Source organism: Chromatiales bacterium (genome assembly GCA_020445605.1).
Lineage (GTDB): Bacteria > Pseudomonadota > Gammaproteobacteria > JAGRGH01 > JAGRGH01 > JAGRGH01.
This window is the reverse complement of record JAGRGH010000053.1, coordinates 1-12138: the sequence shown is the minus strand read 5'-3', so window position 1 is coordinate 12138 and position 12138 is coordinate 1. Positions and strand designations below refer to the sequence as shown.

At 65.2% G+C, this 12138-nt stretch carries 12 protein-coding genes; 7 read left to right on the top strand and 5 right to left on the bottom strand.

The window, feature by feature from the left end; genetic code table 11:
- Positions 1-404: 404 nt before the first annotated feature.
- The 5 genes from KDG50_13340 to KDG50_13320 all read left to right on the top strand — a co-directional run bounded on the left by KDG50_13340 (position 405) and on the right by KDG50_13320 (position 5932).
- Positions 405-953, top strand: coding sequence for a transposase (locus tag KDG50_13340; protein MCB1866396.1), 549 nt, complete (start codon positions 405-407; stop codon positions 951-953).
- 247 nt (positions 954-1200) lie between these two features.
- Complete coding sequence (gene pepP / locus KDG50_13335; protein MCB1866395.1) at positions 1201-2508, top strand: Xaa-Pro aminopeptidase; 1308 nt, start codon at positions 1201-1203, stop codon at positions 2506-2508.
- On the top strand, positions 2505-3731 hold the full coding sequence (gene ubiH / locus KDG50_13330; protein MCB1866394.1) for a 2-octaprenyl-6-methoxyphenyl hydroxylase: 1227 nt from the start codon (positions 2505-2507) through the stop codon (positions 3729-3731). Before pepP ends, ubiH begins: the two co-directional genes overlap by 4 nt.
- Positions 3724-4890 (top strand): FAD-dependent monooxygenase, encoded by a 1167-nt coding sequence (locus tag KDG50_13325; GenBank protein MCB1866393.1) that lies wholly within the window; start codon positions 3724-3726, stop codon positions 4888-4890. The genes ubiH and KDG50_13325 overlap by 8 nt, the downstream gene beginning before the upstream one ends.
- A gap of 340 nt (positions 4891-5230) precedes the next feature.
- Positions 5231-5932 (top strand): mobilization protein, encoded by a 702-nt coding sequence (locus tag KDG50_13320; GenBank protein ID MCB1866392.1) that lies wholly within the window; start codon positions 5231-5233, stop codon positions 5930-5932.
- Positions 5933-6008: 76 nt separating this feature from the next.
- Here KDG50_13320 and KDG50_13315 read toward each other — a convergent pair whose 3' ends face one another.
- Entirely contained in the window at positions 6009-6446 is a 438-nt protein-coding gene (locus tag KDG50_13315) for a hypothetical protein (protein MCB1866391.1), read from the bottom strand.
- A gap of 301 nt (positions 6447-6747) precedes the next feature.
- Here KDG50_13315 and KDG50_13310 point away from each other — a divergent pair, with 301 nt between their 5' ends.
- Positions 6748-7062 (top strand): pyrimidine/purine nucleoside phosphorylase, encoded by a 315-nt coding sequence (locus KDG50_13310; protein ID MCB1866390.1) that lies wholly within the window; start codon positions 6748-6750, stop codon positions 7060-7062.
- Between the two features lie 297 nt (positions 7063-7359).
- Here KDG50_13310 and KDG50_13305 read toward each other — a convergent pair whose 3' ends face one another.
- The 4 genes from KDG50_13305 to KDG50_13290 form a co-directional block, all read right to left on the bottom strand.
- Positions 7360-7944, bottom strand: a complete 585-nt coding sequence (locus KDG50_13305; protein ID MCB1866389.1) for a DUF3501 family protein — start codon at positions 7942-7944, stop codon at positions 7360-7362.
- A gap of 10 nt (positions 7945-7954) precedes the next feature.
- A complete protein-coding gene (locus KDG50_13300) occupies positions 7955-9289 on the bottom strand; it encodes a Fe-S oxidoreductase (protein ID MCB1866388.1) in 1335 nt (444 codons plus the stop codon).
- Positions 9290-9365: 76 nt separating this feature from the next.
- Positions 9366-9785: a rubrerythrin family protein gene (locus KDG50_13295; GenBank protein MCB1866387.1), complete on the bottom strand. Its 420-nt coding sequence runs from the start codon at positions 9783-9785 to the stop codon at positions 9366-9368.
- 288 nt (positions 9786-10073) lie between these two features.
- The gene (locus KDG50_13290; protein MCB1866386.1) at positions 10074-11006 is read right to left on the bottom strand and encodes a LysR family transcriptional regulator; all 933 of its coding nucleotides are present in this window, start codon (positions 11004-11006) and stop codon (positions 10074-10076) included.
- A 146-nt stretch (positions 11007-11152) separates the two neighbouring features.
- On the opposite strand from KDG50_13290, the gene KDG50_13285 reads away from it, so the two are divergent.
- Positions 11153-11992, top strand: coding sequence for a phosphodiesterase (locus KDG50_13285; protein ID MCB1866385.1), 840 nt, complete (start codon positions 11153-11155; stop codon positions 11990-11992).
- Positions 11993-12138: the final 146 nt, after the last annotated feature.

Genomic DNA, 12138 nt, shown 5'->3' with positions numbered 1-12138 from the left:
GACCTTGTCCGGTCGGCCTTGCCTACGGGGAAGGTGGCGTACCCCCTCGGCGCCCGCACCATTCACCACGCCCAAACGTTCGAATCGGTGCGCGGTGCGCACCCTACCCAAACCACAAACCCCGGCACACGTAGGGTGCGCAATGCGCACCATTTTCGGCGCATGGAAACACATGACGGTGCGCGGTGCGCACCCTACGAATACACTGTCGCGCGCGGGCGTCGTGACAACCGGGAAATTCGCATGTCCGGTTACGCAGGAGCAAATGCTTCGGTGTCTACGGGGAAGGTGGCGTACCCCCTCGGCGCCCGCACCGGTCACCACGCCCAAACGTTCGAATCGGTGCGCGGTGCGCACCCTACGCCGGGTGGTTTCGATCATGGATTCATCAACGGAGGGACCCGATGCCGAATTACCGGCGATCACGCACGCCCGGTGCGAAATGGTTTTTCACGGTCGTGGCGTTCCAACGCCGGCCGATTCTCACACGCCCCGAATCACGCGCCGCGCTGCGCACGGCCATTGCACGTACGCGCGAAACGCTGCCGTTTGTTATTGACGCGTGGGTACTTTTGCCGGATCACCTTCACTGCATCTGGCAATTGCCCGACGGCGACGCGGAGTATTCGAAACGCTGGGGAATGATCAAGGCCGCCTTCTCGCGTGATGTACGCGGTGCGATTGGGCCGCATGATGCGGTAAGCCCCTCGCGACGATCGCGCAACGAACGCGGCATCTGGCAGCGAAGGTTCTGGGAACACCGGATTCGCGACGACGAGGATCTGCGTCGTCACGTGGATTATCTGCATTTCAATCCGGTCAAGCACGGTCATGTGCGCAGGGTTGCGGATTGGCCGTGGTCGAGCTTCCACCGCTACGTCGCGGATGGCAGGTATCCGGCGGATTGGGGCGGAAGCGCCGATCCGCGTGCAGCGCCCCAGGTCGGCGAGTAGGGTGCGTATCACGCACCATGGGGGCGTCAACCGGCCCAACGGTGCGCGGTGCGCACCTGCAACGAACTCGATCCCCGGCTCACCTAGGGTGCGCAATGCGCACCAATCACGGCGCCCGGAAAACACGACGGTGCGCGGTGCGCACCCTACACAAACCACCAGCCCCGGCACACGTAGGGTGCGCAATGCGCACCATGGGGTCTGTATCCCGAGCGGCGGCACGGGCCGCCGCCGTATACTTCGGCGCATGAAAGCCACCGAATTCAAACGCCGCCGCAAGCAGCTCATGCGCATCATGGGCCCGGACTCGATCGCCATCCTGCCGGCCAGCCCCGTGGCCGTGCGCAACCGCGACGTCGAGTATCCGTACCGGCCGGACAGCGACTTCTTCTACCTCACCGGCTTTCCGGAACCGGAATCGGTCGCGGTGCTCGCACCGGGCCGGCCGCACGGCGAGTTCGTGCTGTTCTGCCGCGAGCGCAACCCCACCACGGAGCTGTGGACCGGGCGGATGGCCGGCCAGGAAGGCGCAATCGAGGAATTCGGCGCGGACGATTCCTTCCCGATCGACGACCTCGACGACATCCTGCCCGGCATGCTCGAAAAGGTCACCCGCGTCTATTACACGATGGGCCAGTACGGCACATTCGACCAGCGCCTGATGGACTGGGTGCGTCGGCTGCGCGAACGCGCACGGGCTGGCGTGCACGCGCCGATCGAATTTGTCTCGCTCGACCATTTCCTGCACGACCTGCGCCTGTACAAGAGCCGCGCCGAGATCGCGCTGATGCGCAAGGCCGCCGACATCGCCGCGGCCGGCCACCTGCGCGCCATGCAGGTCTGCGAACCGGGCATGACCGAATACCAGATCGAGGCGGAACTCACGCACGAGTTCATCCGTCGTGGCGCGCGCGCGCACGCCTACCCCGCAATCGTCGCGGCCGGCGAAAACGCCTGCGTGCTGCATTACACGGAGAACCGCGCCCCGCTCGCCGACGGTGATCTGCTGCTGATCGACGCCGGCGCGGAAGTCGACTGCTACGCCTCGGACATCACGCGCACGTTTCCCGTCAATGGCCGGTTCACGCCGGCACAGCGCGCGATCTATGACCTCGTGCTCGACGCGCAGTACGCCGCGATCGACGCGATCAAACCCGGTGTCGGCTGGAACGAGCCGCACGATGCGGCCGTCAAGGTGCTCGCGCGCGGGCTCTCGAAACTGCGCATCCTCAAGGAAACCCCGGCGCAGGCCCTGAAAAAGCAGACCTACAAGCGCTTCTACATGCACCGCACCGGTCACTGGCTGGGCATGGACGTGCACGACGTCGGCGACTACATGGTCGGCGACGCCTGGCGCATGCTCGAACCGGGCATGGTCATGACCGTGGAACCGGGGCTGTACATCCCGCCCGGCGCCAGCGGCATTGCAAAAAAATGGTGGGGCATCGGCGTGCGGATCGAGGACGATGTCGTCGTCACCAAGACCGGCAGCGAAGTGCTGACCGACGCGGTACCGAAGGCGGCCGACGCCGTCGAGGCCGCGATGGCCGCGTGAGCGCGACCACGCCCGATGTCGAGGTCGCTATCGCGGGCGGCGGCCCAGTCGGCTCGACCCTCGCGCTCGCGCTCGCCAGTGCCGGCGTTTCCGTCGCCCTGATCGACGCGACCGCGCCGAGCACCGCGGCGCGCCCGAGTTATGACGCCCGCGCGCTGGCGCTGTCCGCGGCCAGCACACGCATCCTCGATACGCTCGGGGTCTGGCCGGCACTGCAACGCAGCGCCGCGCCGATCGAATCCGTGCATGTCTCCGAGCAGGGCCAGTTCGGCAGCACGCGTATCCATGCGCGCGAGGTCGGCACCGATGCGCTCGGCCATGTGGTCTCGGCCGACGCGCTCGGTCAGGCGCTCATCGGTGCAATCAGCAATGCCGGCGACGCCATCCAGACCCTTGCGCCGGCACGAGTCACCGACGCGCAGAGTCATACCGATCGCATCACGCTGACGCTCGACGACACGCGCGAACGGGACGCACGGCTCGCCGTCGCCGCCGATGGATCGGATTCATTCCTGCGCGAGCGCTTCGCCCTGCCGGTGGAACGTCACGACTACGGACAGACCGCGATCGTCGTCAGTGTCGAGCCGCAACCCGCGATCGGCGCAACCGCATGGGAACGCTTCACGCCGGAGGGCACGTTTGCGCTGCTGCCGCTGGCCGGCGGTCGCGCAAAGCTCGTGTGGGCCGCCGCAACCGAAACAACCGAAGCCGCGCTCGAACTCGATGACGCCGCGTTTGCGAATCGTGCGGCGGCGGCGTTCGGTGGACGCTTTCGCTTTGCTTCCATCGGCAAACGCATGAGTTATCCGCTGCGCAGGCTGATCGCGAAACGCGACTTCGCCACGCGACTGGCCGTGATCGGCAACGCCGCGCACACCATGCATCCGGTCGCGGCGCAGGGCCTGAACCTCGGTCTGCGCGATGCCGCGCTGCTCGCCGAGTGCATCGTGGCGGCGAAACGCGACGGCCGCGATTTCGGCACCAGCTCGGAACTCGAACACTACAGCCGCCTGCGTCGCAGCGATCAGCGCACGACCGACCGCGTGACCGACACGCTCGTCCGTGCATTCGACCTGCATGCACCGGGTCTGGGTCTGCTGCGCGGCATGGCGCTCGCGGGTCTCGACCGGCTGCTGCCAGTCAAGCGCCGCATCGCGCGTGCCGGGATGGGCCTGGCCGGGCACGTACCGCGACTGGCGCTGGGTCAGCGGCTCGATGGCTGAACATTTCGACATCGCCGTCGTCGGCGCCGGCACCGCCGGTGCGGCACTGGCGGCGGCGCTGGATGGCAGTGGCTACCGCATCGCACTGATCGATCCGGGCACGCCCGCGATTGCGCCCAGCGGGAAGATCGACGGCCGCGTGCTCGCGCTGTCGGCCGGCGCCCACGAACTGCTTCAGGCGTGTCGAGCATGGCCGGCACTGAACCATGAACGCGTTCAGCCCTATGCGCACATGCGCGTGTGGGACAGCGAGAATGATGCACACATCGCGTTCGATGCGCAGGCGTTCGGCCGTGCGCAGCTCGGCTGGATCGTCGAGGAAACCCATCTCGTCGCCGCGCTGCATGCTGTCGTCGCCGAATGCACAGAGGTCCGGCCGTACTGGCAGCGGCGCATCGCGCACCTGGCCGCCCATGAACGGCCACTGCGTGTGCGACTCGATGACGGCACACGGCTGACGGCGGATCTCGTCGTCGGCGCGGACGGCGCACAGTCGGCCGTGCGTGAACGCGCAGGCATCGACGTGACTCGCCATGACTACCACGCCAGCGCGATTGTCTGTCGCGTGGAAGTCGCAGGCGACCATACGGACACCGCATGGCAGCGCTTCCTGCCCAGCGGCCCGCTGGCGTTTCTGCCGCTGGCGGATCAGGCGTTTTCGATCGTCTGGTCCACCCGCGAACCAGACGCGTTACTGGCACTCGATGACGCCGCGTTCATCACGCGACTGTCGACCGCGATCGGCCCGCCACTGGATGGCATCGAACACGTCGGAACGCGGCGAGCCTTTCCGCTCGCACGCATACAGGCGACCCGACAGCTCGAAGGCAACATCGTGCTCGTCGGCGACAGCGCACATCGCATCCATCCGCTCGCCGGCCAGGGCGCGAACCTCGGGCTGGCCGATGTCGCGAGCCTGAGCCATGAACTCAAGCAAGCCGCCGAGCACAAACGACCGGCATCACACCCTGCCGCACTCGCACGCTTCGAACGCAGCCGCAGCGCGCCGAACCTCGGCATGGCCCTGTCCATGGATGCTTTCGACCAGTTCTTTGCAACCGACAGCCCTGCGCTTTCCGCCCTGCGCGGCGCGGCGCTGGACACCGCCAATCGTGCTGTATTCCTGAAGCGATTGTTTGCCGAGACCGCGGCTGGTTAAAACCCGCGGTGCGCGGTGCGCACCCTACACAAACCACAAGCCCCGGCACACGTAGGGTGCGCAATGCGCACCATTTGCGGCGCATGGAAACACATGACGGTGCGCGGTGCGCGCCCCCAAGCGCAGCATCCGATAACGTCGAAGCGGCTCGAGATGAAGATCGAGTCGACGGGCTCATCCGTGTTGCACTTGATTTCTGAGTTCAAGCAGGCCTTTGATTGCGTCGGTTGATATGGCGAAGCCTCGCACTGTACTAGTGCGGCTGGAGTGCCCGCTTTGAACGGCCAAATTTATCGTCGCTCGTTATAATGGCCGATTGTTGAATCGGAGTTTTCGAGAGATGGTCAGCATCCATTTGGTTGGCGGCGAGAAAGGCGGAGTTGGAAAATCGGTGCTGTCCAGGATTCTGGCGCAGTACTACATCGATCGAAATCTTCCGTTCAAGGCCTTTGACGGCGACCTGTCGCACGGCGCGTTGATGCGCTATTACGCCGACTTTGCCGAACCGGTGGACATTCGCGACTTTGAAAGCACCGATCGCATTCTGGAGCAAGCCGCCGAATCCGGCCGACACGTCATTGTCGACCTTCCGGCCCAGGCCTCGTTGACACTGGATCGCTGGATCACGGAATCCGGCCTGGTGGAACTCAGCAAGGAGATCGGCCTTGCCCTGACCCTCTGGCATGTGCTGGACGATGGCACCGACTCCGTCCGGCTGCTCGACAAGACGCTGGAAACCTATGGCGCCGGGCCGCGTTACGTGCTGGTTCGAAACCAGGGCCGGGGTGGCGACTTCGCGTTCTTCGACGAGTCGGAGGCAAAAGTGCGAGCCGAATCCCTAGGCGCGAGAACCATCGACCTGCCCGGCCTGCATCCGGCGGCCATGCGCAAGATCGACCGGATCGGCGCGAGCCTGTGGGCCGCGGCGAACAACAGGGACGAAAATATTGGTCCGACCCTTGGCCTACTGGAACGCCAACGTGTGCGCGTCTGGCTGAACAACGCCTACAAGGCACTGGACGGGGTGCTGGCCGAAGCCTGATCCACGCGCCTGCCCAACGGAGGGGCAACAACGGGCGGGCTCGACCGCCGCACGTACTGCGCTGCGTCGGAAAGCCCTACTGAAGTGACTTCAGCAGCCCGACGGTGCCGGTTCTGGCCTGCTGAATGGCATCGAGCACGGCCGCGGTGCCCTGCTCGCTGGATTCCAGGGCCTCCCAGTTCGCCTCCCACACCGCGCTCAGCGCGTGGATCCTTTGCGACAACGCGCCGCCGAGCACCTCTGCGAGATCCATGATGGTCAGCACATGGGCCCAGCCGGCGCGTGGATTGCCGCGTTCGACATCGCGGTCGTAGTGGCTGTGAAACACGAGCTGCTGTAGTTCTCCGAGTTTGAGCAGGACCTCGAAGGCCGCCTGGCGCTGGTTGCGGTTGGCCTCGGTCTGCTCGTTGCGCCAGGTGTTGTAGCCGAGGCTCGTCAGCGCGACGAACAGGCTGATCAGCGCCACGGCGTTTCGCCGCAGCTGGGTCAGAATCGTCGGTTCCGAAGTGTTCATCCGTTCACCCCCGTGGACAGGCGGCGAATAGTACGCCGTGCCCTTGCGCAGGTCAGCCCACGCAGGGTGCGCACAGTGCATCAGCGTGCCGGGCGGGCTCCGACTGGAATGCCGGCCCGATCACATCGGGCCCGTGGCGCCGTGCCGAATAGACGGCTGTCCGCGGGCAGGCGGCACATGAGAGGACGTGTCTTGTGATCCGGCGCCTGCTAGGATTCGCCGCTTGTCCGTGGCACGGCGCAAGCGCCGAGTCCACGGTGGCAAAGGCACGCGAGGCCGGTTTTTCCAGAGGATCCAGCGCATGTCCCAGTTCGACAATGTCTCCGTGGTGCGTGAAGCCAATGTGTACTTCGACGGCAAGGTCACGAGTCGAACGGTGCTGTTTGCCGATGGCACACGCAAGACGCTGGGCGTGATGCTGCCTGGCGACTACGAGTTCGGAACGGACGAGAAGGAAGTCATGGAACTGCTCGCCGGCGAAATGGACGTGCGTCTGCCGGGCGCGGACTGGCAGCGTTTCAGCGCCGGTGACAGTTTTGAGGTGCCGGCCAATGCGCGCTTTCAACTGCGCGTGCCAGGCGTCGTTGACTACTGCTGCAGCTATATCGCCGACTAGCCGACGGGCGCCCTGCCCAAAAGCGGGCACGTGTCCGACCCGCAGCCAGCGCCGGCGAGACTCGCCGCGCTAACGCCCGGGCCATCGGACCGCACGGCTGCGCAATGCGCAGTCCGCGAAAGGGAGACGGCAGCCGTGTTTCGCTGGGGAAACTCTGAATTGTCAGAGTTTCCCGTGGCACCGGGACGTGCCACCATTTTCAATGTGCCCAAGCCATTGAAAATGTAAGAAAACGAAAAACCGCGCTTTTTCGTTTTCGCTGCTCTGGCGATCCGGGACGGATTGATCAGAGCTTCCCTAGTCGAGGTCCACCACCAGGGCGGCGCGGACGGGCTCGGGCAATGGGGCGACCTCGTGACGATAACCGTCGTGATCCACACCCGCCGAGATGGCGGCACCGGCCTTTGCGGCGGCCGCCATCGCACCGTCCAGTTCAAAGCGGCAGAAGTGCACGGACGAGGTCTTGGTGTCGTCCTCGCGTTCGAGGTCTTCATCGGAGATTGCGTAGACGCGATCGAATCCAGCGACCTGCATCCATACGCGGTCCTCGATACCGATCATCTGCGTCAGTCGCCGACGACGTTCGTCCACGTCCGGAATCTCCACCATGAAGGTGGCCTTCCAGTTCGAGCCATCGGGGATCAGCGGATTGTAGGCCTCGAGTTCCTCGGTGATTCCGGCGGCCTCGAAGATGCGCTCGGCGCGCAGCATCTCCTGCACCTGGTACTGGATGGTCAGACGATCCTCGAAATACAGCGTGACCTCGGGGCCGATCGGCAGACGGCGATGCTTCTTGTGTTCCATGACCTCGGCACGAAACGCCGGACGGCGTTCAGCATAGGTCTCGAGGTTCATGAGGTCCTGGCGGCTGAGTTTTTTCATTTCGCTCACCTCAGATTCCGTAGGCCCTGCGCAGCAGGCTCATTGGATGCACCGGTGCGCTGCCATCACCGAGTACCGTCGCGATCTGGTGGCCGGCCATCGGGCAGTCGCTGGTGTAGTGGGTTGGCTGTGCATTCTGGATCTGCTTGGCGATCGGCCGGCAGATCTTCAGCGAGATCTCGTGATAGGCCTGTTTCACGGCATAGGTGCCGTCGTGGCCGGAGCAGCGCTCGATCGGCAGGACTTCGGTATCCGGCACCAGTTGCAGCACATCACGGGTCTTCATGCCGATGTTCTGCACGCGCTGGTGACAGGCGACGTGATAGGACACCCTGCCGAGCGACTCTTTGAACCCGGTGTTCAGTCCGCCGTGTTTGTGGCGCAGCATCAGGTATTCGAACGGGTCGTAGATCGCGTTGCGGACCTTCTGCACCTCGGCGTCGTCCGGGAACATCAGCGGCAGTTCCTGCTTGAACATCAGCACGCAGGAGGGCACCGGCGCGACGATGTCGTAGCCGGCATCGACCAGGGCCGCGAGCGCCGGAATGTTGGCGTCCTTGGCCGCGGCCACCGCGTCGAGATCGCCGAGCTCGAGCTTGGGCATGCCGCAGCACTGTTCGCGCTCGGCGATTCGCACCGCGATGCGGTTGTGCTCGAACACGCGGATCAGGTCCTGCGCCAGTTCGGGCTCGTTGTAGTTGCCGTAACAGGTTGCAAACAGTGCAACGCGGCCGGTGGTCGGCCCAACCGCCTCGCCGCCCGTGACATCGGCACGGCGCGCGGATTCGCGCTTGCGCAGGGTCTTGCTGTGATAGTCCGGGACGCGCGCCTTGGGATGCACGCCCAGCACCGATGCCATGAGCTTGCGCCCGGCGCCCGAATGCGTGGTCGCGTTGACGGCGTTCACGATGATCGGGATGCCAGCGAGTTTGCCGACCGCGTCGGTGCTCGCGAGGATTCGGTTTTTCAGCGGCGGGCGCTGCTTTTTGAACTGCACGGCCTTCGCGCGCAGCATCAGGTGCGGAAAATCCACCGCCCATTCGTGCGGCGGCACGTACGGGCATTTCGTCATGTAGCACAGGTCGCAGAGATAGCAGTGCTCGACGACCTTCGCGTAATCGGCCTTGTCGACGCCGTCGACCTCCATCGTCGAGGACTCGTCGACGAGATCGAACAGCGTCGGAAACGAGTGACACAGGCTCACACAGCGCCGGCAGCCGTGGCAGATGTCGAAGACCCGCTCGAGTTCGTGATTGAGCTTGTCCTCGTCCCAGAAATCCGCGCTCTTCCAGTCCAGCGGGTGGCGGGTCGGGGCTTCCAGGGAACCTTCGCGAACGGTGGCCATCGGCGTTATCTCGTCGGCTGAAAATGAAACAGGGGCCAAAACGGCCCCTGCTGTTGGCTGGACCAGGCGCGTGCCCTTAGGCGTCGAGCGAGTCCAGGGCCTTCTGGAAGCGGTTCGCGTGCGAACGCTCGGCCTTGGCCAGCGTCTCGAACCAGTCGGCGATCTCGTCGAAACCTTCGGTACGCGCGGTCTTTGCCATGCCCGGGTACATGTCGGTGTACTCGTGGGTTTCGCCCGCGATCGCGGTCTTCAGGTTGTCGGCGGTCGGGCCGAAGGTCATGCCGGTGGCCGGATCGCCACAGGTCTCGAGGTATTCAAGATGGCCGTGCGCGTGGCCCGTCTCGCCCTCGGCGGTGGAGCGGAACACCGACGCGACGTCGTTGAAGCCTTCGACGTCGGCCTTGGATGCGAAATACAGATAACGGCGGTTCGCCTGGGATTCACCGGCAAACGCGTCTTTCAGGTTGCCTTCGGTCTGTGAGCCTTTGAGCTGCATGGGTCGTCTCCTGAGTCTTGGGGAAGCCCTGATCCATCCGTCCGGGATTGCCAGGGCGACGAAAACGAAAAAGTGCGATTTTTCGTGTTCTTTCATTTTCAACGACTTGCGGCCGTTGAAAATGGCGGCACCGCCGTGTGCCGCGGGAAACTCCGAACGGTTCCGAGTTTCCCTGCTGTTCGGTCCGGGGCCGCGGACGCAAGGCCGGGCGGCGCCGAGTCGTTCATCCTAGGACTATTCCCGCCGGCCGATCAATTGGAGTTTTGCTATCGCGGGAATAGCGTCAGGCTATTCCTCGTGGGCCAGCGGCTCGACGCAGGTCATGCCGCTGTCGCGGATCGCGTTGGCGATCAGTTCCACGGCTTCGGGCCGCGGGAAGGTCTTGCGCCAGGCCAGCGCGACCCGGCGCGCCGGCTTGGCATCCGCAAAACGGCGGATCGCCAGCAGCCGCTGGGAATAGCGGTCCACTCCGGCCGCCGAGCACGGCAGGATCGTGATGCCCATGCCGCTGGCGACCATGTAGCGGATGGTCTCCAGCGAGCCGCCCTCGATCTGGCGCAGGCCATCGATGGTGTTGGCGCGCTGCACGCACTCCGGGCAAACCTCCACGACCTGGTCGCGGAAACAGTGTCCGGCGCCCAGCAGCAGGACATTTTCGCCCTTGAGCTGCGCGACCTTCACCGCGTCGCGACGGATCAGCGGATGCGCGGCGGGCAGCACCACCACAAACGGCTCGCTGTAGAGCGGCTCGGTGACCACGCCGGCCTCCTCGAACGGCAGCGAGATGATGATCGCGTCCAGATCGCCCTGCTTCAGCCGCTGGCGCAGGTTCGCCGTGTAGTCCTCCTCGATCACCAGCGGCATCTCCGGTGCGCGCTCGGCGAGCAGGGGAATCAGCGGCGGGATCAGGTACGGGCCGACGGTGTAGATCGCGCCGAGCCGAAACGGTCCGCGCAGCTGGTTGGCACCCTGGTGCACGACCTGCTTGATCGCGGCAGCGTCCTCGAGCACGCGTTGCGCCTGTGCAACGATCTTCTCGCCCAGCGGTGTGAGGCCGACCTCGGAGTGGCCACGCTCGAACAGCAGGACGCCCAGCTCTTCTTCGAGCTTTTTTACCGCGACGCTCAGCGTCGGCTGACTGACGAAGCACGACTCGGCGGCGCGCCCGAAATGACGTTCGCGCGCCACTGCGACGATGTAGCGAAGCTGGCTAAGGGTCATGGATCGGGTTGGCGGTCGGCGCGCTTGATTTGCGTTATAAGGGGGTGTGAATATGCGGCAATTGTGTGAAAAATGAAACCGCGCAGCGCAAATACGTGCTGGAAAACCGCGCGCGAGCGGCGGAAGTTTCGGGGCCGGGAAAAACGATGAACGCACCACGGCGCAACGTCCGCGCGCTGCGCCCGGGCCCCGCGGGAGGGGCCATCGAGGTGCTGCAAATCACTGACACCCACATTCATTCGGACCCGGCGCGGCGGCTGCTGGGCATGGATACCGCCGCATCGCTGGACGAGGTGCTGGCGCTCGCCCGCACTCACCACCCCGACGCCGCGCTCGTGCTGGCGACCGGCGATCTCGTACACGACGACGGCGCGGCCGCCTACGAGCGGCTCGCCCGGCGATTCGCGACGCTCGAGCGCGATATCTACTGCATCGCCGGCAATCACGACGACCAGCTCGCGTTCGCGCAGTGCGACCACGCCGTCCTGCACCGCGTACGCCATCTGGACATCGGCGCCTGGCGCATCGTGTTCCTCGATTCAACCATCCCCGACGAGGATGGCGGCGCGCTGACCGACGGCGAACTCGCCGCACTGGACGCCGCGCTGGCGGGCGCCGCCGAATCGAATATTCTGGTGTGCATGCATCATCCGCCCGTTTCAGTCGGCAGCGTCTGGATGGACCGCATGCGGCTGGCGAACCCCGAAGACCTGCTCGAACGCCTGCATGCCCACGGGCGGGTGCGCGCCGTGGTGTTCGGACACATCCACCAGGCCTTCGATACCCGGATCGAAGGGATTCGCATGCTCGGCGCGCCGTCGACCTGCGTGCAGTTCGCGCCCGGAACGTCCGCGTTCGGGCTCGACGCGCAGCCGCCGGGACTGCGCTGGCTGCGTCTGCATGACGACGGCCGGATCGAGACCGACATTCACCGCGTACAGGGATCGCACCAGGCACAGGCGGTGGACGCCGCCGGTGATTACTAGGGCCTGTTCACACTGCGCCTGGCGCAGCGTTGCTGCCCCAAAATACGTCAGGCAAGGCGCGAGGAGAGAGGTTTGGCGTGTCTAAATGAACGACGAGCAACGCAGCATGACGGATTTTGGGGCGCAACCCCGCGGGACGGGGCCGT